The organism is Synechococcus sp. MU1651 (assembly GCF_023630635.1).
Taxonomy (GTDB): domain Bacteria; phylum Cyanobacteriota; class Cyanobacteriia; order PCC-6307; family Cyanobiaceae; genus Parasynechococcus.
In genome coordinates, this window is the sequence record NZ_JAKUHJ010000001.1 from 231,952 (window position 1) to 252,791 (window position 20,840).

A 20,840-nucleotide genomic window follows, 5' to 3' on the forward strand; every position below is an offset into this window, starting at 1 on the left:
TCTACCATTCAGCAAAAGCCCTCTTTTGTCAAACGGCGGCTTTGGTCTGAAAAGACACCAACGAATCCAGCACCTCGCGGGCGTGACCGTTGGGTCGAACCGCCACCCAGCGTTCACGCAAGACCCCGTCCGGATCGATCAGAAAGGTGTGGCGCAGCGAGTACGGCGCCATCCACGACCCGTAGGCCTTGCTCACGGTCCCGTCGGGATCGGACAGCAGGGGGAAGCTCAATCCTTCGCTCTCACAGAAGGATTCATGGTCGTCAACGCTGTCGGCGCTGATGCCGATCACTTCCGCACCGGCCTGAATGAAGTCGTTGTGAAGGCTTTCGAAGCCCCGGGCTTCGATCGTGCATCCGCCGGTGAAATCCCTTGGATAGAAGTAAACCGCGAGCCAGCGGCCGCGCAGATCACGGCTGCTCCATTGTTTCCGATCGGGTTCGGACTGACTGGATCCGGGCAGATCGAAATCAGGCACGGTTGTACCCGTTTCCAAAACAACACCCCCGAGGGCCGAAGCCCGCGAGGGTGTGAGCGTCAGAGCAGCAAGGAAAAGGCCGGACTTGACTAGTAATTCCCGCCGATTCACCCGTTCAAGATCTCAAACCTTGGCCAGGTTAATGCCCAGAGACTTGGCGTAGGCGCCCAGGCCTTTCTTCTGGATGGTTTTGAGGGCGCGGGTGGTGACACGCAGCTTCACCCAGCGGTTGCCTTCCGCCCACCAGAGGCGACGCTGCTGCAGGTTGGCCTGCTGCAGCTTCTTGGTGCGGATGTGGGAATGGCTCACGGCCATGCCGTTGTTGGCGCGAGTACCGGTGAGCTGACACACCCGTGACATGACGATGTCCTTCTACTGAGAGGTTGTTTGGAGCTGAAAAGCCAGTTCCAAATAACTAATTTAGCAAAAGGTCTTCAGGTCAAAGTCCTCTCTGCATCAAGGCACCCATCAATTCAGCGCTGCGGGTCTGGAAACCGGCCAGCTCATTGGGCTCCAGACCCCCGACGCCCAGGCGCGCCATGTCATACAGATGGCGGGCCACATCCTCGGCCAGGCTTGCGGTCGGCGATGTGTCCGCCGCTCCCACCAGCACGCCACCGGCACGCAACTTCAGCATCCCCTCCACAAGGGGGTGGCGCCGGTTCACCAGCAGCACGTGATGCTCGGGAAGGCCCGGCAGGCGTTGTTCCATCAAGGCGCCCATGTCGTTCAGCCGGCGCATCTGTTCCGGCAGAAGAATCATGGCCGGCGGTGCCCCCTCGGCTTTCAAGGCCTGCACCTGAACGGTCACCTTGTCGTTGGCGAGGGCCGCTTTGATCAGATCACGCAGTCGGTCTGACTCGGTGGTGCCGTCCTGATCGGTGAGTTCGGCATCGTTGTCCTTCAGGCTTTCGTCCAGTTCCGAGTCGACGCGCTGGAAGGTGAGTTCCTCATGGCGATGTTCCAGCCAGGGGATGAACTGGGTGTCGATCACCGTCTCCAGCTTCAGCACTTCCGCGCCCTGGGAGGTCCAGAGGTTGAGCGCACCGGCCTGGGCAACGTCATCGGTGCTGTAGAGCACACGCTGGTTCTGATCCGCGGCCAGTCGGCTGCGGTACCCCTCCAGGGTGGTGAAGGCACGGCCATCGCAGGCGATCGGGTCAGCGTCGTCTCCTTCCCCTGCTGCAGCGGTGGTGGCGAACAGGATCAGTTCAGACACCTGTTCGGCGAACTTCTCGTCCTCCATGGCGCCGATCTTCACGAAGGGTGCCAGGGCATCCCAGGCTTCGGCGTAACCGTTGGGATCCTCCTTTTTCAGGTTCCGCAGCCGGTCGGACACTTTCTTGGCGACGAAGTTGCCGATGGAGCGAACGCGCCGGTCGGTTTGCAGAGCACTGCGGCTCACGTTCAGGGGGATATCGGGTGAATCGATCACCCCCCGCAGGGGCAACAGGTAGCGCGGAACGACCTCCTTGATCGAATCGCTGACGAACACCTGGTTGCAGTACAGCTTGATTTCCCCCTTCTCCCAGTCGGCACGTCCGGTCTGCTTGGGGAAGAAAAGAATGCCCTGGAGGTTGTAGGGATAGTCGGTGTTGAGGTGAACCCAGAGCAGGGGATCGCCCTGGAAGGGATAGAGGTAGTGGTACAGGTCGATGTAGTCCTGATCACTCAGGTCTCTGGCGCTTTTGCGCCAGGGGGCATCCATCTTGTTGATGGTTTCCCCTTCCAGCTGCACCGGTACTGCCATGAAGTCGCAGTAGGTGTTGATCAGGGTGCGGATCCGAGCCGGTTCGAGATATTCGAGCTCGTCCTCCATCAGATGAAGGATCACGTCCGTGCCGGGCTGCTCTTTCTCGGCGGCAGTGAGGCTGAAGTTCGGGGAGCCATCACAGCTCCAGCGCACGGCCTCAGCCTCGGGCCGCGCTGAACGGGTCAGCAGCTCAACCCGCTCGGCCACCATGAAGCTGGAATAGAAGCCCAGGCCGAAGTGGCCAATGATGGCGTCGTTTTCCTGCTTGTACTTCTCCAGGAAATCCTCGGCGCTGGAGAAGGCCACCTGGTTGATGTAGCGCTTCACCTCATCGGCGGTCATGCCGATGCCGTTGTCGCTGATGGTGAGTGTTTTGGCTTCGCGATCCACACTGATCCGAATGGCCCCGTCATCCCCTTCACTGCAGTCGCCGGCCATCGCCGCCATGCGGCGCTTGCTGATGGCGTCGACGCCATTGCTCACCAGCTCCCGCAGAAACACCTCATGGCCGGAATAAACGGCCTTCTTGATGATCGGGAAAATGTTTTCGGTGTGGATCTGAATCTGACCCTGTTCCTCCAGCACCGCCATTCCTTTGCTGTGAAAAACCAGACACTAGAGACAGGTTTTACCCGAGCTCAACTGCTGTTTCAGGGGGTTCCCCGTACCTTCGTGCCTACGTCCCTTGGCCCAGATCAGGGCGTCTTCTGCAGGTCAGGACGCTCTTCAGCAACGATGGCTCCCTCAACGGGACACACCTGCAGGCAGATACCGCAATCGATGCAGGTATCGAAATTGATCCAGTAGAAGTCAGTGCCCTTCTTGTTCTTTCCTTTGCCTTGGTCGATACAGGCCACAGGGCAGGCATCAACACAATCAGCGATCCCCTCGCAAACGTCAGTGACGATGGAATGAGCCATGGAGGTCCTGCTGCACAGCGGGATCCTAAGGATCGACCCAATCCAGCTGCAGACCACCCTGGGCCTTCGCCTGCTGCTCAGCCTCCTGCTTGGACGCCAGGGGTTCCAGGGCCATCACAGCGGTGCGTCCCTGCTCGTGCCAGCCGCGCTGACGCTCCATGGCGGATTCCAGATTCGAGGCCGTTGAAAAAGCAACGAGAACATCGGACTGCTCCTGTTCGGCAGCATCCAGGTCTGAAATCAGTTCGCGGATCGGATCGATTGCGAGGCTGAACCCTGCGCCAAAAGCCCGGTCATCCGTTGCGCCGCAACGGCGCACCAGATCATCGTAGCGGCCGCCGCGGGCAATCACCACCGGTGAACTGCGGCCATCACAGACCAGCTGGAACACCAGGCCGGTGTAGAGCTCGAAATGGGGTTGAAAGGTTGGATCCAGCTGGATCGTCACCGCCTGAGCCTGAGCTGCCGAGGCGAGATGGGCACAGAGGCGCCGCAGCTCATCGAAGACCGGCTGTTCCCCGCAGAGACTCTCGAGCTGGGTCAGCACCTGGTCGGGGGTGCCACGGCAGTCCAGCAAGGAGAGCAGCCTGGTCTTCTCAGCGTCGGCCAGATCGAAGCCCTCGATGGCCAACCGGTCGAAATCGATCAATGCCGTGCGGATCTGATCACGCAACGCACCGCTGAACGGACGGAGCACCAGATCCATCAGAGCGGTGTGACCCAGCAACAGCCTTGGTTTCTGGTTGGCCTGCAGCCCCAGGGTCTGAACGGAGGCCATCAGCAGGCTGAGCAGCTCCATCTCCGCTTCGCCGCCACTGACGCCGAACAGTTCAACGCCGCTCTGAAGGTTTTCCTCGATGCACTGACCACCCTCATCGGCGGAACGGGTGCGGAACACCGTGCCAGAGGCCCAGAGCCGCAGCGGTCTCTGGCGATCCGCAAATCGGGTGCAGGCGGCTCTGGCGATGGATGCCGTCATCTCCGGGCGCAGCCCGAGGGGGTCATCAGCCACCAGACGAACAATGTCTGAGCTGTCGATGGCACCGCCGGCCATCAGGGTGGCCAGGCGTTCTACCCGGGGTGGCGAGACCTCGTCGTAGCCCCAGAGGCGGTAAACCGACGCCAGACGTTCCGTCAGCTGTCGGTTGGTCTCCACCTGACGTGGATTCAGATCCTTTGCGCCAGCTGCAGGTTGCAGCGCCATCTCACGTCCTCTCGGCCACGCCTCAGGATCCCATGGCCGTGACCTCGGGCGCTCCGAAGGCGGCTCCAGGCAGTGGTTGCACCTGAGACAGCCCCTCGGTGATCGCCGCATGCAGGCTGGCGCCAGCGGCAATGACCCGGCCACTGGAGAGGTCGAAGGGTCGATTGCCATAGCCGGTGACGGTTCCACCGGCCAGATCCACCAACGCCACGCCAGCGGCCAGATCCCAGGGAGACAGGCCCCGTTCCCAATAGCCGTCCTGGCGGCCAGCGGCCACGAAGGCCAGGTCCACCGCTGCAGCACCTCCCCGGCGCACGCCGTGGGTGCGATGGGTGAACCAGCAGAACTCGGCGTAGTTGTTGTCGAGTCGGGTGTGCCGGTCGTAGGCGAACCCGGTGACCAGTAGGGAGTCTTCGAGCCGATCACAACTGCTCACCTGCAGTGGTCTGTCGTTGCAGAACGCTCCGACCCCCGGTGCCCCCCAGTACATCTCCTTGAGAAAGGGCACAGCGATGGCCCCGAGGATGGGCTGCTGGCCCAGGGTGAGTCCGATCGAGGTGGCAAAAAAGGGGTAGCCGTGGGCGAAGTTTGTGGTCCCATCGAGGGGGTCAACACACCACCTCAGGCCGTCCTGCTGACCGGCTGCCCCGCTTTCCTCCGCCAGCACAGCAATCTCAGGGGTTTGCTCCGCCAGCAGCTCCAAGACGATGCGTTCGGCAGCAAGGTCGGCATTGGTGACCAGGTCGCCGATGCGGCCTTTGCTTTCGATGGACGACAGGCGCCCGTAGTGGCGCATCAGTTCCTGACCACCGGCATCGGCCGCTGAGCGGGCCACGCCGACAAGACGCTCCAGATCGCTTGGGCTGAGACCGGCTTCGTGGGCGGCACGGGTGCAGATCGATTCCGGCATGTTCACTCCTCCTCGAGGGGAATGCGAGCAGTAACGCGCCCTTTGCCGAAGTGGCGACCGAACTGGAGCTCGTACACCTCATCCTCATCCTGGGTTTCAGCCTCCAGGGGCCCGATGGCGCGGGCCACGCAGAGCAGGCCGTAGCCCTTGTCCCTCAGCTCCCGCGACAGACCCATGGCTTCGCGCTGGTCGAGGTTGCCGCTCTGCACGCGAACGGCGCACTCCGTGCAGCATCCGTTTCTGCAGGAGAAAGGAAGTGGGTCACCCTGCTCTTCGAAGCTGTGAAGGATGTAGTCCCCCTCAGGCACGTCGTGGGTGATGGTGCGACCCTCTTGGCGCCAGTGAATCGTGATCCTGTGGCTGGGACGCATGAAGGTCTGCTGGCAGTGCCCTGCTACATTCTCACCTGCCCCATTTAGCCGGTGGAGAGCTGGCCGAGTGGTCGAAGGCGCAGCACTGGAAATGCTGTATAGGGGCAACTCTATCGAGGGTTCGAATCCCTCGCTCTCCGCTTCTCCGGTCCGTCAGGACCGGATTTTTTTTGCCCTTTTCTAGGCTTGAAGGCCCAATCACGGCCTTGCCTGGGGCCGGCTCGGCGATCAGCCGAAACGACCGGAGACGTAGTCCTGGGTGGCCTGCTGTTGGGGGGCGTTGAAGATCTTGTCGGTCTCGTTGAATTCCACGAGGTAACCCACCTTTCCGGTTCCGCCTTCAACGGCCTCTGCGTTGTAGAAGGCGGTCATGTCGCTGACGCGAACGGCCTGCTGCATGTTGTGGGTGACGATCACGATGGTGAAGCTCTTCTTGAGCTCATGCATCGTTTCCTCGATCTTCAACGTTGAGATGGGATCAAGGGCTGAGCAGGGCTCATCCATGAGGATGACCTCTGGCTGAATCGCGATCGTGCGCGCGATGCAGAGGCGCTGCTGCTGTCCGCCGGAGAGCGAATACCCGCTTTCATTCAGCTTGTCTTTGCACTCATCCCAAACCGCCGCCTGGCGGAGGGAACGCTCAACAAGCTCATCCATGTCTCCGGTGTAGCCATTGATGCGAGCGCCGAAGGCGATGTTTTCGTAGATGCTTTTCGGGAATGGGTTGGGTTGTTGGAACACCATTCCGATCCGGCGGCGCACCTCCACGGGATCAATCCTGGGCCCGTAGAGGTCTACACCTCCAAACAGGATGCTTCCCTTCAGTGAGCAGCCTTCGATCAGATCGTTCATCCGATTCAATGAACGAAGCACCGTGGACTTTCCACATCCGGATGGGCCAATGAAGGCTGTCACCTTGCCGCGGGGAATCTGGCAGTAGACGTTTTTAACGGCTTCGAAATTGCCGTAGCTGATCGTGACGTTCTGCAGGGAAAGGGCGACGTCTGCGTTGTGGGACTCGGTGGCTTGGGGCTGTTGAAGAGTCGTCATTGTTTTATGCAGAAAAAGGTTTATTTGGCAGCAAATCGCGCCAGCCAGCGAGAGAACAGGTTCAGGGCCAGGATCATCACGACGAGCACAAACGATGCGGCCCACGCCAGCTCGTTGTGAAATTCGTAGGGCATGATCGCGAAGTTGTAGATCATCACCGAGAGGGTCGCGATTGGAGCGAAGATCCCTTCGGGCGTAAGCAGATCCGACCAGAACGGTGAGAACAGAGCGGTGAAGATCAAGGGAGCTGTTTCCCCTGCTGCTCGGGCGATGCCCAGCACAACCCCTGTGGCTATCGGGGTTAATGCGGCAGGCAGGGTGATGCGAACAACGGTGACGAACCGGGATGCCCCCACGCCGAGGGCGCCACGCCGGAGATCATCGGGCACCAGCTTCAGGCCTTCATCGGTGGTTTTGATCACTGTGGGAAGCATCAGCACCGCCAGTGCCATGCCGCCGGCCACGGCGCTGTAGGCGTTTCCGAACAGGATTCGACTGGTGACGATCGTGCCGTAAATGAAAACGCCGGCAATGATCGATGGCACCCCGGCCAGCACATTGGTGCCGAAGCGAATGAACTGAGCGAACCATCCCGACCGGGAGTATTCAGCTAGAAAAATGCCGCCGCCGACGCCCACCGGAACGGCGATCAGTGCAGCGATGGCCGTCACCACCAGCGTTCCAACGATCGCATTGGCGATGCCGCCGTCTTCGAGGCCTGGCGGTGGTGGAAGTTGCGTCAGCAGGGCCAGGCTGATCTTGCTGCCCCCCTGCACGAGCACGTAGCCGAGCACCATGATCAGGGGCAGAACAGCAATCGCGGCAAACAGGGCTGCCAGAAACGAGAGCGCCCTGCTGCTGATGTTTCTGCGTTGAAAGGGTTTGTAGCTGAGGTCAGAGGCTGACTCGGCTGTGTTGTGGGTGAGCGTCTGTGTCATGTCAGTACTTCAGGCTCAAACGCTTCACGATCCACTGGGCAAAAATATTCACGCACAGGGTGAGAACAATCAGCACGAACGCTGCGTACATCAGTGACGACACCTGGGAGCCATCCGCCTCACCAAATTGATTGGCCAGCATCGCTGCGATGGTGTTGCCAGGGGCCAGCAGCGAAACGCTGAAGTTGTTGGAATTTCCGATGATCATGGTCACGGCCATGGTTTCGCCCATGGCGCGGCCCAAGGCCAACATCACACCACCAATGATTCCGGAAATCGCTGCCGGGAGAATCACATTGATGATGGCTCCCCAGCGGGTTGTGCCTACCCCATAGGCCGCCTGGCGCAGTTGCGGTGGAACCTGATTCAGGCAATCACGGGAGATCGCCGTGATGATCGGCAGGATCATCACCACCAGGATCAACACCGCCGGAATGGTGCCAGGACCCATCGGTGGAGTGCTGAACAGGGGGAACCAATTGAACAGTTGATAAAGAAGTTCAAGCCCAGGCCTGATGAACGGTTCCAACACGAAAATGGCCCAGAGGCCAAGCACCACCGATGGAATCGCCGCGAGCAGTTCCACCATCAGGCCGATCACATCCCGGATCCGCTTGGGAATGATGTTTTCGGTGATGAAAATGGCTGTGCCAACACCGAGGGGCACCGCGATCATCAACGCGAGCAGTGATGTGATCAAGGTGCCGTAGATCGCGGCTCCGGCCCCGTACTGATCGTCCACGGGATTCCAGTCTGAGGTGACCAGAAATTGCCATCCGTAGCGGGCCATGGAATCCAGGCTCCCCTGGAAAACCACCACAAGGATTGAGAACAGAACGATCGCCACAACGGAAGCCATGGCGATGGCGAGGTTTCTGAAACTGATGTCCACCAGCTTTTCCGCTGGTGGACGGCTTCGGAGCAAGTAACGACTGTCCGGGTCGGACATGCATCCAATGGCGCGCCCTTACAACGTATGACCCGAACCGTTTGGGGGCATTAACAACCGCTTAAGGGAGGGACTGGAGCCGGTTTGAACCTGCCGTTAGCGTGGGGATCAAGTTTTCAGGGATATGGGGCGGATCGTCGGAATCGATCTGGGGACCACCAATTCGGTTGTCGCTGTGCTGGAGGCAGGTCGTCCCCACGTGATCGCCAATGCCGAGGGCGGCCGAACCACCCCATCCGTTGTCGGATACACCAAGGATCAGGAACTGTTGGTGGGTCAGCTGGCCCGGCGCCAGCTGGTGCTCAGCCCCCGCAACACCTTCTCGAACCTGAAGCGGTTCGTCGGCCGGGACTGGGACGAACTGGAGGACAGCAGCCTGTCGGTTCCCTACACGGTGCGTGCCAACGACCAGGGGCAGGTTCGGGTGCCCTGTCCGGTGACCGAGCGGGAATACGCGCCCGAAGAACTGGTGGCCAGCATCATTCGCAAGCTTGTCGATGACGCGTCCACCTATTTGGGTGAACCGGTGGAAGCGGCGGTGGTGACCGTGCCCGCTTACTTCAACGACGCACAGCGCCAGGCCACCCGTGACGCCGGACGCCTGGCGGGCATCTCGGTGGAGCGCATCCTCAATGAGCCCACCGCAGCTGCTCTGGCCTATGGCTTTGACCGCAGCGCCGTCAAACGGGTCCTGGTCTTCGACCTTGGTGGAGGCACCTTTGACGTGTCGCTGCTGCGCATCGCCAATGGTGTTTTTGACGTCAAGGCGACGAACGGCGACACGCAACTCGGCGGCAACGATTTCGATCAACGCATCGTCAACTGGCTGGCTGATGCCTTTGAGGAGGAGCACAAGGTTGATCTGCGCCGCGATCGCCAGGCCCTGCAGCGGTTGACGGAAGCGGCTGAGAAGGCGAAGCAGGAACTCTCCGGTGTGCTGAGCACCCCGATTTCGCTTCCCTTCATTGCTACCGGCAGCGATGGTCCGCTGCACATCGAAACCCGCCTGGACCGCGCCACCTTTGAAGGGCTCTGCCCCGATCTGCTGGATCGTCTGCTGAGTCCTGTCCAGGCGGCGCTGCGCGACTCCGGCTGGTCGGCAGACGACATCGATGACGTCGTGCTGGTGGGTGGTGCCACGCGGATGCCGATGGTTCAGCAATTGGTGCGCACCCTCGTGCCGATCGATCCCTGCCAATCGGTGAATCCCGATGAGGTGGTGGCCATCGGCGCTGCGGTACAGGCCGGAATTCTCACCGGTGAACTCAGGGATCTGCTGCTCAACGACGTCACCCCCCTCTCGCTGGGACTGGAGACCATCGGCGGATTGATGAAGGTACTGATTCCCCGCAACACGCCGATCCCCGTGCGTCAGTCCGATGTCTTCAGCACCTCGGAAGCCAATCAGTCGTCCGTGGAAATCCATGTTTGGCAAGGGGAGCGCCAGATGGCGACGGACAACAAATCCCTCGGTCGTTTCCGGCTCTCCGGGATTCCACCCGCCCCGCGGGGGGTGCCCCAAGTGCAGGTGGCCTTCGACATCGATGCCAATGGCCTGCTGCAGGTCAGTGCCACCGACCGCACCACCGGCCGCAAGCAGTCGGTGTCGATTCAGGGCGGCTCGAACCTCAATGAGGAGGATGTGACCGCTCTGCTGGCGGAAGCGGAGGCGAGGGCTGATGAGGACAGGCGCAAACGCAACCAGATCGAGCGCCGCAACAGGGCTCAGACCCTGCTTGCCCAGGCGGAACGGCGGCTGCGGGATGCCTCACTCGAGCTGGGGCCCTATGGCGCTGAACGGCAGCAACGGGCCGTTGAAATGGCCATGCGTGACGTGCAGGACTGCCTCGCCAATGATGACCTCCAGGAGCTTGATCTCTGCGTGAGTGGTCTCGAGGAGGCGTTGTTCGGGCTGAACCGCCGGCTGTCGGCGGAACGTCAGGCCGATGGCAGCCCGCTTCAGGGGATCCGCAACACCCTGGGCTCCCTCAAGGATGAGCTGTTTGCCGATGACTGGGACGACGACCCCTGGGGTCCCCCCAGCCGTCCGGGTGACCGTGGCCGTGGTCTGAGCCGGCGTGACCCTGCACCTTGGGACGATGACATCTACCGCTGAGCCTGATTACTGGTCTCTGCTGGGGGTTGATTCCGACTGCACCGATCAGCAACTGAAACGGGCCTTTCGCCGGGAGGCGCGCCGCTGGCACCCCGATCTCAACAGCAACGATCCCGTTGCTGAAGAGCGCTTCAAGCTGGTCAATGAGGCCTATGCGGTGCTCAGCGATCCCCGCCGGCGTGAGGCCTGGCAGAGAGGGGGTGGCTCCCGTGCGGATGTTGCCGATCCCTTTGCCCAGGGCTTCCCTGATTTTGAGGATTACCTCGATGTGATCTTCGGCGGTGGAACAGGACGTTCCTCCGTTGAGGTTGAGGACGAGCCCGATCCCCCCTTCCGCGGTGATGACGCCAGTGGTGATGACGCCACGCGTGAAGCCAGAGTCCATGAACCTCCGGTGTCGGCACCGCCGCCGCCGCCGCCGGTGCGTGCCGTGGAAGATCTCGAGTCGGTGGTGCATCTCACTCCAGATCAGGCTCTCCAGGGAACCGTGGTGGAACTGACCCTCGATGACGGCACAGTGATCGAGCTGAACACGCCCCCCTTTGCTGGGGATGGCTGGCGTCTGCGGCTTGAAGGCGTTGCCCCCGGCGGCCGTGATCATTTCCTGCAGCTCCGGGTCGTGACCGACGACGGCCTGCGGATAGATGGTCTGCGGGTGCTCTACAAGCTGATGCTGTTCCCACCGGATGCAGCCCTCGGCTGCGCTGTGGATGTGCCGACCCTGGATGGCCCTGTGACGCTGCAGGTTCCTCCAGGCTCATCCAGTGGACGTTTGCTGCGACTGCGGGGGCGCGGGCTGCAGCTGGATGACGAGCGGGGTGACCAGTTGGTGGAGATCGTTGTGGTGATTCCGTCTGATCTGGGTGATGCGGAACGGGCCCTCTACCGACGTCTTCAGGAACTGGCGAGCGAATCCGAGCAGGGTGGTTGACGATGGGTGAGACTCCGGTCCGGTTGATCTGACGGTTTTCCCGATGCGCGTCCACGTCCTGCTCTTTGATGCCGGTACGGATAGCGAAGGCATCCACTCGCTTGAAATCGCCGGACGAACCGTGGTTCTGCTGTTTGAGAACCCCGACGATGCCGAGCGATATGCCGGTCTTCTGGAGGCCCAGGACTTTCCGGTTCCGACGGTGGAGGCCCTCGATCGGGAAGATGTGGATCTGTTTTGCCGTGAGGCCGGTTATGAGGCCCGGCTGATCGAGTCGGGCTTTGTGCCCAGCAATGACGAGGAGCGTCTGTTCATGGCGCCGCCCCAGAGCAACCGCGATGTGAGCAACTGGAAGGACGACGCGGTTGCGAACGACGGGGTTTCGGACGAGGCTGTTTCTGACGGCGGTGTGGCAGAGCAGCAGAGCGTTGAGCCCGCGCGCCAGGGACTGGAGACCGAACCGGAATCGAATCCTGAGCTGGATGAGCTGCGTCGGCGCCTGGAGGGTCTGCTCTGAGCCATGGCCCTGTTCGACCCTGATCTGCAGCCCTCCAGCGACCGCGGCCACCTGCTCACCGAGCAGAGCAACCGGCGCAGTTCACGCCTGGATCAGCTCGACACCCTGGCGCTGGTGGAGTTGTTTGCAGACGAGGATCGTCGCCCCCAGGAGGCTGTTGCCGCTGTGGCTACGGGGCTAGCCCAGGCGGTTGATTCCGTTGCCGAGCGCCTCCGTGCCGGCGGCCGGCTCTTCTACCTGGGTGCTGGCACCTCCGGACGGCTGGGGGTGTTGGATGCCGCGGAATGTCCGCCCACCTTCTGCAGTGATCCCCAGCAGGTGCAAGGTGTTCTCGCCGGTGGTTCCGCTGCGTTGCTGCGCAGCTCGGAAGGGCTTGAGGACATTGAGGCCGCCGGACGTGCCGATCTCGAGGAGCGGGGCTTCTGCGCCAAGGATTGCCTGGTGGGCATCGCCGCCGGCGGCACCACCCCCTACGTGCGCGGTGGGCTGGCGTTTGCCAAAAGCATCGGAGCCCTCGCGATCGCCATGGCCTGCGTTCCAACGGAGCAGGCGCCCCTTCCCTGCGACATCGACATCCGCCTGCTCACGGGCCCTGAATTGCTGACGGGATCCACCCGGATGAAGGCTGGAACCGCCACAAAACTGGCCTTGAACACCCTCTCCACCGCCGTGATGGTGAAGCTGGGCAAGGTCTACGGCAACCGCATGGTGGATGTGGCCGCCAGCAACAGCAAACTGGTGGACCGGTCCCTGCGGATCCTGCGGGATCTTGCCGGTGTGGAGCGGGAGCGGGGGCTGATGCTGCTGGAGGAGGCCGGCGGATCGGTGAAACTCGCCCTGTTGATGGCTGCTGCAGCCTTGTCGGTGGACCAGGCCAAGGCTGTTCTGCAGCAGCACAACCAACAGCTGCGGCCTGCCTTGGCCGCCTGCGGCGCTCAGCTGGCGGAAGCCTGATCGAACGGTCCCCAGTAGGGGGCGGTGAACAGATCAAGGTTGGACCGGGTCTGTTCCGGGACTTGATCTTTGGAGGTGATCAGGGCGTTGGCGAGGGCTGTGTGGGCCGGCGAGGCGGGAGGGTCCTGTTTGAGCCGCTGCATCAATCCACTCAGGATCGGTTCGGTTGCTGAGGCATTGGCCTGAAGGTTGCCGATCACCATCTCCACTGAGACAGCGTCGTGATCCTCATGCCAGCAGTCGAAGTCGGTGACCATGCTCAGGGAGGCATAGGCCAGTTCGGCTTCCCGGGCCAGACGGGCTTCGGTGTGATTGGTCATCCCGATCACCGAACAATCCCAGGAGCGGTAGAGCTTGCTTTCGGCACGGGTGGAGAAGGCGGGGCCCTCCATGCAGAGATAGGTGCCACCGCGATGCAGCCGTCGACCCTCCGGCAACCCCTGTTCAGCGGCATCGGCCAACAGGGCACTCAAATTGGGGCAGAAGGGGTCCGCAAGGCTGACGTGGGCCACGCAGCCGTTGCCGAAGAAACTGGCGGGCCGGTCCCTGGTGCGGTCGATGAACTGATCGGGCACGACCATGTCGCGCGGCTGCAGATGCTCCTGCAGGGACCCCACTGCCGAGAGCGAGATCAGCCAGCGCACCCCCAGGGAACGCATCGCCCAGATGTTGGCTCGGTAGGGCACTTCACTGGGAAGCAGATGGTGATGGCGGCCGTGGCGGGCCAGGAAGACGGTTTCGACGCCCTCTAGCTCTCCCAGGCGCAGTTGATCGGATGGTGCCCCGAAGGGTGTGTCGACCGTGCGTTCCTCCACCTGCCGCAAGCCGGGGATCGAATAGAGGCCGCTGCCGCCGATCACACCGACGCGGGCTTGGGAGAGGTCGGGCATGGTCGGCGTCTCTTTACACTCCAATTTTGCTCGCGCCACCATGACCAAGGCCTTGATGGACACTGAAGCAGGCCTGATCGAGCTCGAGCTGTTCGAAGCCGATGCCCCGAACACCGTCGCCAACTTCGTGAAGCTGGCCAAGGATGGCTTCTACGACGGTCTGGCCTTTCACCGCGTCATCCCCGGCTTCATGGCCCAGGGGGGATGCCCCAACAGCCGTGAAGGCGCCCGCGGCATGGCCGGTACCGGCGGCCCCGGCTACCAGATCGATTGCGAGATCAACCAGCAGAAGCACCAGGCCGGCACCCTGGCTATGGCCCATGCCGGTCGCAACACCGGCGGCTCGCAGTTCTACATCTGCCATGAGGCCCAGCCTCACCTCGATGGCGTGCATACCGTCTTCGGCCACACCGGCAACATGGATGTGGTGCTGAAGCTGGCCAACGGCTCCAAGATCAACAAAGTGACGATCCAGGAAGGCTGATCAGCTCCGGGTCCAATGCAGCAGTGACGGGCCGTTTTCCAGCAGTTCGTCACTGCCCAGGTTGATCAACTCATTGAGTTGATGTTCCACCCGTTCCAGGGTCTGGGGCGGGTGCAATGCCATCCGCTCTGTGGGAACGCGCATTAGACCCACCCGCTCGGTGGCCGCCAGGGCCGCCAGGCTCTTGAGCAGGGGGGTTGAATCGGCGCCGTCGGGAATCAGTTTCCAGACGAATTGCGGTCGATCCCACAGCGCTAACAAGCGGGGTTCATGCAGGGCCTCAAGGCTGAAGCCATGGCGCTGGGCGATGGTCTCCACTTCTTGGCGAATGGTGGGCCAGCTTTCGGGGCCCACGTTCACCGCCAGGGCCAGCACCACACAGGGACTCTCGGATTCGAACAGATGCCCGAGCTTCTCCCGCTTGGCCGCCAGGTAGTCGGCGTTGTGGGCACCGGGGTCCATCACCAGCGGCACCCGCTCCTCCACCTGGAGGCCATAGCCGCCGAGGCCGGCGATCTTGCGGGGGTTGTTGGTGAGCAACCGCAGCCGATGGATGCCGAGGTCGGAGAGGATCTGCGCGCCCACGCCGTAGTTGCGCAGATCCGCCGGGAAGCCAAGCCGCTCGTTGGCTTCAACGGTGTCGAGCCCGGCTTCCTGGAGGCTGTAGGCCTTCAATTTGTTGATCAGGCCGATGCCCCGCCCTTCCTGGCGCAGATAAACAACCACTCCCTCGCCTTCCGCTTCGATCTGGTGCAGGGCCGCCTCCAGCTGGGGACGGCAGTCGCAGCGCAGTGAGCCGAAGGCATCGCCGGTGAGGCATTCGGAATGCATGCGCACCAGCACCGGTTCGCTCAGGGCATTGGGCTCACCCTTGATCAGGGCCACGTGTTCTGAGCCATCCAGTTCGTTGCGGTAGCCCACCGCCTGAAAGCTGCCGAAGCGGCTGGGCATCTGGGCCTGGGCCATGCGGCGAACGAAGCGCTCGTTTTCCAGCCGGTAGCGGATCAGGTCAGCAATGCTGATCAGCTTCAGCCCCCAGCGATCGGCGTAGCTGCGCAGCTCCGGCAAGCGGGCCATGGAGCCATCGCTGTTCTGGATTTCACAGATCACTCCGGAGGGGCTGAGGCCCGCCAGCTGAGCCAGATCCACGGCGGCTTCGGTGTGACCGGCCCGTTTGAGCACGCCGCCGGGACGGGCGCGCAGCGGAAAGATGTGCCCAGGGCGGCGCAGTTCTGCTGGCCGTGTGGCTGGGTTGAGGGCCACCTGAATCGTGGCGGCCCGGTCTTCGGCGGAGATGCCGGTGGTCACCCCATGCTCTATGCCGGCATCGATGCTCACGGTGAAGGCCGTCTCGTTGGCATCGGTGTTGCGGTCCACCATCAGCGGCAGATCCAGTTCGTCCAGCCGCTGTCCCTCCATGGCCAGACAGATCAGGCCCCGTGCCTCGGTGGCCATGAAGTTGATCGCTTCCGGGGTGGCGAACTGGGCCGCGCAGATCAGATCGCCTTCGTTCTCCCGTTGTTCGTCGTCCACCACGACAACGCATTCCCCATTGCGGATCGCAGCCAGGGCGTCGCTGATGGCATCAAACGCGATCGGTTCATTCGCGGGGTCAAGGGAACTGGGGTTCAGGAGCCTGGTCGCCGGGAGATGACTTCATTATTGATCTCTGTACGATCGACCGTTGGCTGGTTGGTTCAATGGCAGGCAGGACAACGTCGGCGGTTGAAGCGATGGCAACGGTGAAGGGCGGACGGGTTGCTGTGATCGGCGCCTCCGGCTACGGCGGCCTGCAGACCATTCGTCTGCTCCAGGGCCACCCCGGCCTGTCTGTGAGTTTTCTTGGCGGTGAACGCAGTGCTGGCCAACGCTGGAGCTCCGTCTGCTCCTTCCTGCCACTGCCGGATGACCCAAAGGTGGAATCAGCGGATCCGGATCGGATTGCGGCCTGTTCCGATTTCGCTGTTCTGAGCCTCCCCAACGGCCTGGCCTGTCAGTTGGCACCGCAACTGCTGGAGCGGGGTGTGCGGGTGGTGGACCTCTCCGCCGACTTTCGCTACCGCTCCTTGGAGCAGTGGCTGCAGGTGTATGCCAAGGAGGCCGGCTCCCTCAACCGTCAGGACGCGGAGCTCTGCAGCAGTGCCGTTTACGGCCTGCCGGAATGGAACGGCCCTGCCATCGCTGACGCGAAGCTTGTTGCCGCACCGGGTTGCTTCCCCACCGCCAGCCTGCTGCCCCTGCTGCCGTTCCTCAAGCAGGGCCTGATCGAGACCAGCGGCATCATCATTGATGCCAAGACGGGCACCTCCGGCGGAGGGCGCGTGCCGAAGGAGGCCATGCTGCTGGCGGAGGCCTCGGAATCCATCGCGCCCTACGGCGTGATCGGCCATCGCCACACCTCTGAGATCGAGCAGATGGCGATGGAGGTGGCTGGCCAGGAGGTGCGGCTTCAGTTCACGCCGCATCTGGTGCCGATGGTGCGTGGTCTTCTGTCCACGGTGTATGCCCGCCTGCGCGACCCCGGTCTCACCGCCGAGGATTGCACCACGGTTCTGGAGGCGATCTATCGCCACCACCCATGTGTTCAGGTTCTGCCGGTGGGCACCTATCCCGCCACCAAGTGGGCGCGCCACACCAACCGTGCTCTGCTGTCGGTTCAGGTGGACACCCGCACCGGCCAGCTGGTGTTGATGAGTGCCATCGACAACCTGATCAAGGGTCAGGCCGGGCAGGGCGTGCAGTGCCTCAACCTGATGGCGGGCCTCTCTCCGGAGACGGGGCTGCCCCTGCAGTCGTTCTATCCCTGACGCCAGGTGGGCTTCAGCTCAGCCAGTGCCCTGGGCAGGAGCAGGTGTTCCTGCTCCTGAATCCGTTTGGCGAGCCTGGCGTGGTCATCCCCATTGAGAACGGGAACGGCAGCCTGGGCCAGGATTGGACCGGCATCCAGTTCCTCGGTGACGATGTGCACCGTGCAGCCGGTGACCTTCACCCCGGCCTGCAGGGCCTGCCCGATGGCATCCAGGCCACGGAAGCTGGGCAGCAGTGAGGGGTGGATGTTGATCAGGCGATCGGAATAGCCGCTGACCAGCACTTCGGTAACGATCCGCATCCACCCCGCCATCACCACCAGTTCCACCTGGTCGGCGCGGAACAGGCGCACCAGTTCGCCGTCCAGCTCGCGCCGGTTCTTGATCAGGCGATGGTCAAGCACCGACACCGGAATGCCGAGACGCTCCGCCCGCTGCTGGGCACCACAGCCCGGATTGTTCACCACCAGCCGCTGGATCCGCGCGTTGAGAGTCCCCGCCTGAATGGCCTGGGCCAGGGCCTCGAAGTTGCTGCCGCTTCCGGATGCCATCACCCCCAGCTGCAGCGGGGCCTGGTCAGCTCGATTGTTGTGGCTAGGGTCTGTCAAAGCGGGGTTCGGTCCATGTCCCATCTCTCCATCCTGCCGACTGTCTTCACTGACCTCGAGCGTCTGGTTCAGGCCCTTTGTGATGAGGGCTTCACGGTGGAGCGATCGACAAAATTGCAGGGATTCGCGGACGACTCCCATGCCGTGGATGTGCTCGCGTTTCAGGGCTCAGCCATGCCCCTGGGCTGGACCCAGCGGGAGGACGGAACAATCGTGATGCATGGCGACATCCAACGCATCAGCCGCCACCCCGGGCTTGAACAGCGCTTGCAACGGGTGACGCGCCGCTACGCCCTGCTCCATGCCATGGATGAAGTGCGCCTTGGTGGCATGGGTTCCGCTGAGCTGATCGTGCAGACCAACTGACGTGTTCGAACCGGTTCAGATCCGGCTCGATCTGAGCCATCCCGAAACACAGACCATCGCGGTCTCCATCGAGTGGACACCGCAGAACCAACGCCAGACCTTCCAACTGCCGGTGTGGACACCGGGGTCGTACACGGTTCGTGATCACGCCCAGCACCTCCACAGCCTGCAGCTTCTGGCCAATGGTGAGGAGCTTCCGGTGCGTCGAATGGCGCCGCACCAGTGGCTCTGTGATCTGCCGGATCTGAGCCCGCTCACGCTCAACTATCAGCTGGAAGCCCGGGATCTCACTGTCCGCACCGGGTTGCTGGATCCTGATTTCGCGTCGCTCTGCCTCGCTGCTGTGGCGATGGACATCGACGGGTGCCGCTGGTCACCCCACCACGTTGCCGTCACGGCTCCGGAGCACTGGAGTGTGCATCTGCCGCTGGAGGCCAGCGCTGAGGGCTGGGTCGCTGCCGATTTCGATGCCCTCGTGGACAGCCCGCTGCATGCGGGGCCTTTTCAGGCAGAACCCTTCATGGTGGAGGGCAAGACCCATGAGCTGTTGCTGATCGGAACGCCACCGATGGGTTGGCCGCCGAACTTCATCAGCGACATCGAAAAGGTCTGCAGTGCCACCTGTCGCTTGCTGGGAACCCCTCCCCCGGCGGGGGACCGTTACCAGCTTGTGCTGCAACTGCTTGATCAGGGTTACGGCGGCCTCGAACACGACCACAGTGCTGTGCTGCAGTTCAGCTGGTCGGCTCTGGCCAAGCCCAAGGGGTACCGGCAGCTCTTGCAGCTGATCGGCCATGAATATCTGCACCAGTGGAATGTGCGGCGGCTGCGGCCCGTTGAGCTTCGCCCCTATGACTACGGGCAGGCGGTGATCACCGAAGGCCTCTGGTTTGCCGAGGGAATCACCAGCTACTTCGACCTCAGCCTGCCCCTGTTGGCGGGCTGTTCGGATCGACCGACTCTGCTCAAGGATCTGGGTGAGGAGCTGTCCAGCGTGCTGATGTCACCCGGTTGCTCGATCCAGTCGTTGGCGGCCAGTGCCCGTGAGGCGTGGATCAAGCTCTACAAAGCCACGCCAGCCTCGCGGGACAGCCAGATCAGCTACTACCGCCTCGGTGCAGCGGTGGCCTTCTGCCTCGACGTGCGCCTGCGGCAGCGCGGCCAATCCATGGCCGCGATCCTGCGGGAGATGTGGCAAGGCCCCGGCCGTCAGGCCCGTGGCTACAGCCGTGATCACATCAAGGCGGCAGTGGCTCGATGGGATCGCGATCTTGCCTCGGATCTGGATCAATGGCTGGACCAGCCCGAGGCCGTTCCCCTGCTTGATTGCGTGAAGGCTCTGGGGCTGCGCATGGACCCTGTGCCGCTCAAGCATCCCGATCATGGACTCACCCTCAAGGATGCTGAGGGCGCCGCTTTGATTCAGCGGGTGCGGCGCGACAGTCCCGGACAACAGGCAGGGCTTGTGGTGGGTGATGAGCTGTTGGCGATCAATGGCTACCGGGTGCGTCGCAGCAGTGACCTCGCAGTTCTGCTTGAGAAGCAGGAGTGTGTGCACGTCACCTATTCACGACGCAGCCTGCTCAAGGAGACCCAGCTCTTCCCTGATGCGGGTGTGGACCATTGGACGTTGGATTGGGATCCTGGGTGCACAACGGAACAACGGCAGTTGCGGGATCGATGGTTCGAGATCGTCTAAGCCGTTTCTGCACCGGTGTATGGAACCGCGTTGAACAGCACCGTCAGCTCTGCATCGGCGTTGCTGCAGCGGGGACGTTGGCTCTGGGGCTGACCAGCTGGTCGTTGATCGAGCAAGGGAAGCTCTCTCCTGTGGGGATGGAGCGTGGTCGCCAACGGGAGGACAACCCCTCCGCTTCAGTGCCGTTACCGCCGAAGTCGCGCTCCTGGCGATCGCCCCTGGCCCGGCAGTGTTCGGGTGTGGACAGGGCGTTGCGGTCGCGTTTGAACCAGCTCGATGCCCGTTCGGCTTCCTGGCGGACCTTCGTGAAGATCGATCCCACCAATTTTGGCGAGCGTTATGACAAGGACGCCTACGGCCGTGTAATCGACGCCACGCCGAGGGTGGTGGTGCTGCACGAAACCGTCTACTCCTTGAGCTCCGCTCTGAACACCTTCATGACGCCCCATCCCCGCGATGAGGATCAGGTGAGTTATCACACCCTGGTGGGCCAGGACGGACGCGTTCTGGACCTGGTGGATCCCTTGAGCCGGGCCTATGGCGCAGGTTTTTCAGCCTTTCTGGGAGAGTGGGCGATCACCAACAGGAAGCTCAAGGGTTCCATCAACAACTTTGCTCTGCATCTGAGCTTGGAGACACCACCATCAGGCGCGAATGCCAACCGTTCCCACGTTGGCTACACCTCCAAGCAATACGACGCGCTGGCCCTGGTGTTATCGGGTTGGATCCGCTCCTTCAATCTGCCGCCAGCGGCGATCACCACCCATCGCCATGTGGATCTGGGCGGAGAACGGGATGATCCCCGCAGTTTTGACTGGTCGAAACTTCAGACGCGGCTGGCGGCCCTCGGTGACCTCTGCGTGAGTTGATGCGTCGTTAGCGTTCGCATTCCTGT

At 62.4% G+C, this 20,840-nt stretch carries 22 protein-coding genes and 1 tRNA gene; 10 read left to right on the top strand and 13 right to left on the bottom strand.

Annotated features, from left to right (window positions below):
* Window positions 1-28: 28 nt before the first annotated feature.
* The 7 genes from NCN05_RS01485 to NCN05_RS01515 all read right to left on the bottom strand — a co-directional run bounded on the left by NCN05_RS01485 (window position 29) and on the right by NCN05_RS01515 (window position 5,636).
* Window positions 29-589 (bottom strand): peroxiredoxin, encoded by a 561-nt coding sequence (locus NCN05_RS01485; protein WP_250396697.1) that lies wholly within the window; start codon window positions 587-589, stop codon window positions 29-31.
* A gap of 12 nt (window positions 590-601) precedes the next feature.
* The gene (gene rpmB, locus NCN05_RS01490; RefSeq protein WP_250396698.1) at window positions 602-838 is read right to left on the bottom strand and encodes a 50S ribosomal protein L28; all 237 of its coding nucleotides are present in this window, start codon (window positions 836-838) and stop codon (window positions 602-604) included.
* Window positions 839-917: 79 nt separating this feature from the next.
* Window positions 918-2,822, bottom strand: a complete 1,905-nt coding sequence (gene htpG, locus NCN05_RS01495) for a molecular chaperone HtpG (protein WP_250396699.1) — start codon at window positions 2,820-2,822, stop codon at window positions 918-920.
* Between the two features lie 104 nt (window positions 2,823-2,926).
* Window positions 2,927-3,151: a ferredoxin family protein gene (locus NCN05_RS01500; RefSeq protein ID WP_006851587.1), complete on the bottom strand. Its 225-nt coding sequence runs from the start codon at window positions 3,149-3,151 to the stop codon at window positions 2,927-2,929.
* Between the two features lie 25 nt (window positions 3,152-3,176).
* Entirely contained in the window at window positions 3,177-4,355 is a 1,179-nt protein-coding gene (locus NCN05_RS01505; RefSeq protein ID WP_250396700.1) for an ATP phosphoribosyltransferase regulatory subunit, read from the bottom strand.
* A gap of 22 nt (window positions 4,356-4,377) precedes the next feature.
* Entirely contained in the window at window positions 4,378-5,265 is an 888-nt protein-coding gene (locus tag NCN05_RS01510) for an inositol monophosphatase family protein (RefSeq protein WP_250396701.1), read from the bottom strand.
* A 2-nt stretch (window positions 5,266-5,267) separates the two neighbouring features.
* Window positions 5,268-5,636, bottom strand: a complete 369-nt coding sequence (locus NCN05_RS01515; protein ID WP_114989241.1) for a 2Fe-2S iron-sulfur cluster-binding protein — start codon at window positions 5,634-5,636, stop codon at window positions 5,268-5,270.
* A gap of 53 nt (window positions 5,637-5,689) precedes the next feature.
* On the opposite strand from NCN05_RS01515, the gene NCN05_RS01520 reads away from it, so the two are divergent.
* Window positions 5,690-5,776: transfer RNA gene (locus NCN05_RS01520), tRNA-Ser, on the top strand.
* A gap of 88 nt (window positions 5,777-5,864) precedes the next feature.
* Here the strand turns inward: NCN05_RS01520 and pstB are convergent.
* The 3 genes from pstB to pstC are packed head-to-tail and all read right to left on the bottom strand — an operon-like array spanning window position 5,865 to window position 8,573.
* Entirely contained in the window at window positions 5,865-6,686 is an 822-nt protein-coding gene (gene pstB / locus NCN05_RS01525; RefSeq protein WP_250396702.1) for a phosphate ABC transporter ATP-binding protein PstB, read from the bottom strand.
* A 20-nt stretch (window positions 6,687-6,706) separates the two neighbouring features.
* Window positions 6,707-7,624 (bottom strand): phosphate ABC transporter permease PstA, encoded by a 918-nt coding sequence (gene pstA, locus NCN05_RS01530; protein WP_250396703.1) that lies wholly within the window; start codon window positions 7,622-7,624, stop codon window positions 6,707-6,709.
* Window position 7,625: 1 nt separating this feature from the next.
* Window positions 7,626-8,573 (bottom strand): phosphate ABC transporter permease subunit PstC, encoded by a 948-nt coding sequence (pstC, locus tag NCN05_RS01535; RefSeq protein WP_250396704.1) that lies wholly within the window; start codon window positions 8,571-8,573, stop codon window positions 7,626-7,628.
* A gap of 124 nt (window positions 8,574-8,697) precedes the next feature.
* Here pstC and dnaK point away from each other — a divergent pair, with 124 nt between their 5' ends.
* Genes dnaK through murQ form a run of 4 tightly spaced genes read left to right on the top strand, consistent with a single transcriptional unit; the run spans window position 8,698 to window position 13,091 of the window.
* Complete coding sequence (gene dnaK, locus NCN05_RS01540; protein WP_115132665.1) at window positions 8,698-10,689, top strand: molecular chaperone DnaK; 1,992 nt, start codon at window positions 8,698-8,700, stop codon at window positions 10,687-10,689.
* Complete coding sequence (locus tag NCN05_RS01545) at window positions 10,673-11,620, top strand: DnaJ domain-containing protein (RefSeq protein ID WP_250396705.1); 948 nt, start codon at window positions 10,673-10,675, stop codon at window positions 11,618-11,620. The genes dnaK and NCN05_RS01545 overlap by 17 nt, the downstream gene beginning before the upstream one ends.
* A 43-nt stretch (window positions 11,621-11,663) precedes the next feature.
* A complete protein-coding gene (locus NCN05_RS01550) occupies window positions 11,664-12,137 on the top strand; it encodes a DUF3110 domain-containing protein (RefSeq protein ID WP_250396706.1) in 474 nt (157 codons plus the stop codon).
* A 3-nt stretch (window positions 12,138-12,140) separates the two neighbouring features.
* On the top strand, window positions 12,141-13,091 hold the full coding sequence (murQ, locus tag NCN05_RS01555; protein WP_250396707.1) for an N-acetylmuramic acid 6-phosphate etherase: 951 nt from the start codon (window positions 12,141-12,143) through the stop codon (window positions 13,089-13,091).
* On the opposite strand, the gene mtnP is transcribed toward murQ, so the two are convergent.
* Window positions 13,073-14,023, bottom strand: coding sequence for an S-methyl-5'-thioadenosine phosphorylase (mtnP, locus tag NCN05_RS01560; protein WP_502988796.1), 951 nt, complete (start codon window positions 14,021-14,023; stop codon window positions 13,073-13,075). The genes murQ and mtnP overlap by 19 nt on opposite strands.
* On the opposite strand from mtnP, the gene NCN05_RS01565 reads away from it, so the two are divergent.
* On the top strand, window positions 14,022-14,465 hold the full coding sequence (locus NCN05_RS01565) for a peptidylprolyl isomerase (protein ID WP_114989232.1): 444 nt from the start codon (window positions 14,022-14,024) through the stop codon (window positions 14,463-14,465). The two genes, mtnP and NCN05_RS01565, sit on opposite strands and share 2 nt — an antisense overlap.
* Here the strand turns inward: NCN05_RS01565 and ribBA are convergent, their stop codons facing one another.
* Entirely contained in the window at window positions 14,466-16,061 is a 1,596-nt protein-coding gene (gene ribBA / locus NCN05_RS01570; RefSeq protein ID WP_250396904.1) for a bifunctional 3,4-dihydroxy-2-butanone-4-phosphate synthase/GTP cyclohydrolase II, read from the bottom strand.
* A 137-nt stretch (window positions 16,062-16,198) separates the two neighbouring features.
* Between ribBA and argC the strand changes: the two genes are divergently transcribed.
* The gene (gene argC, locus NCN05_RS01575) at window positions 16,199-17,272 is read left to right on the top strand and encodes an N-acetyl-gamma-glutamyl-phosphate reductase (protein ID WP_250396905.1); all 1,074 of its coding nucleotides are present in this window, start codon (window positions 16,199-16,201) and stop codon (window positions 17,270-17,272) included.
* Here the strand turns inward: argC and purN are convergent.
* A complete protein-coding gene (purN, locus tag NCN05_RS01580) occupies window positions 17,263-17,823 on the bottom strand; it encodes a phosphoribosylglycinamide formyltransferase (RefSeq protein WP_250396709.1) in 561 nt (186 codons plus the stop codon). The two genes, argC and purN, sit on opposite strands and share 10 nt — an antisense overlap.
* 72 nt (window positions 17,824-17,895) lie before the next feature.
* On the opposite strand from purN, the gene NCN05_RS01585 reads away from it, so the two are divergent.
* The 3 genes from NCN05_RS01585 to NCN05_RS01595 are packed head-to-tail and all read left to right on the top strand — an operon-like array spanning window position 17,896 to window position 20,814.
* A complete protein-coding gene (locus NCN05_RS01585; protein ID WP_250396710.1) occupies window positions 17,896-18,246 on the top strand; it encodes a DUF1257 domain-containing protein in 351 nt (116 codons plus the stop codon).
* Window position 18,247: 1 nt separating this feature from the next.
* Window positions 18,248-19,945: a M61 family metallopeptidase gene (locus NCN05_RS01590; RefSeq protein ID WP_250396711.1), complete on the top strand. Its 1,698-nt coding sequence runs from the start codon at window positions 18,248-18,250 to the stop codon at window positions 19,943-19,945.
* Window positions 19,927-20,814: an N-acetylmuramoyl-L-alanine amidase gene (locus NCN05_RS01595; RefSeq protein ID WP_250396712.1), complete on the top strand. Its 888-nt coding sequence runs from the start codon at window positions 19,927-19,929 to the stop codon at window positions 20,812-20,814. Before NCN05_RS01590 ends, NCN05_RS01595 begins: the two co-directional genes overlap by 19 nt.
* Window positions 20,815-20,840: the final 26 nt, after the last annotated feature.

Coding starts and splice junctions, on each gene's coding strand:
- rpmB (WP_250396698.1), bottom strand. CDS start 838: ATGTCACGGGTGTGTCAGCTCACCGGTACTCGCGCCAACAACGGCATG.
- htpG (WP_250396699.1), bottom strand. CDS start 2,822: ATGGCGGTGCTGGAGGAACAGGGTCAGATTCAGATCCACACCGAAAAC.
- NCN05_RS01500 (WP_006851587.1), bottom strand. CDS start 3,151: ATGGCTCATTCCATCGTCACTGACGTTTGCGAGGGGATCGCTGATTGT.
- NCN05_RS01505 (WP_250396700.1), bottom strand. CDS start 4,355: ATGGCGCTGCAACCTGCAGCTGGCGCAAAGGATCTGAATCCACGTCAG.
- NCN05_RS01510 (WP_250396701.1), bottom strand. CDS start 5,265: ATGCCGGAATCGATCTGCACCCGTGCCGCCCACGAAGCCGGTCTCAGC.
- NCN05_RS01515 (WP_114989241.1), bottom strand. CDS start 5,636: ATGCGTCCCAGCCACAGGATCACGATTCACTGGCGCCAAGAGGGTCGC.
- pstB (WP_250396702.1), bottom strand. CDS start 6,686: ATGACGACTCTTCAACAGCCCCAAGCCACCGAGTCCCACAACGCAGAC.
- pstA (WP_250396703.1), bottom strand. CDS start 7,624: ATGACACAGACGCTCACCCACAACACAGCCGAGTCAGCCTCTGACCTC.
- pstC (WP_250396704.1), bottom strand. CDS start 8,573: ATGTCCGACCCGGACAGTCGTTACTTGCTCCGAAGCCGTCCACCAGCG.
- dnaK (WP_115132665.1), top strand. CDS start 8,698: ATGGGGCGGATCGTCGGAATCGATCTGGGGACCACCAATTCGGTTGTC.
- NCN05_RS01545 (WP_250396705.1), top strand. CDS start 10,673: ATGACATCTACCGCTGAGCCTGATTACTGGTCTCTGCTGGGGGTTGAT.
- NCN05_RS01550 (WP_250396706.1), top strand. CDS start 11,664: ATGCGCGTCCACGTCCTGCTCTTTGATGCCGGTACGGATAGCGAAGGC.
- murQ (WP_250396707.1), top strand. CDS start 12,141: ATGGCCCTGTTCGACCCTGATCTGCAGCCCTCCAGCGACCGCGGCCAC.
- NCN05_RS01565 (WP_114989232.1), top strand. CDS start 14,022: ATGACCAAGGCCTTGATGGACACTGAAGCAGGCCTGATCGAGCTCGAG.
- mtnP (WP_502988796.1), bottom strand. CDS start 14,023: ATGGTGGCGCGAGCAAAATTGGAGTGTAAAGAGACGCCGACCATGCCC.
- argC (WP_250396905.1), top strand. CDS start 16,199: ATGGCAACGGTGAAGGGCGGACGGGTTGCTGTGATCGGCGCCTCCGGC.
- purN (WP_250396709.1), bottom strand. CDS start 17,823: ATGGCATCCGGAAGCGGCAGCAACTTCGAGGCCCTGGCCCAGGCCATT.
- NCN05_RS01585 (WP_250396710.1), top strand. CDS start 17,896: ATGTCCCATCTCTCCATCCTGCCGACTGTCTTCACTGACCTCGAGCGT.
- NCN05_RS01595 (WP_250396712.1), top strand. CDS start 19,927: ATGGTTCGAGATCGTCTAAGCCGTTTCTGCACCGGTGTATGGAACCGC.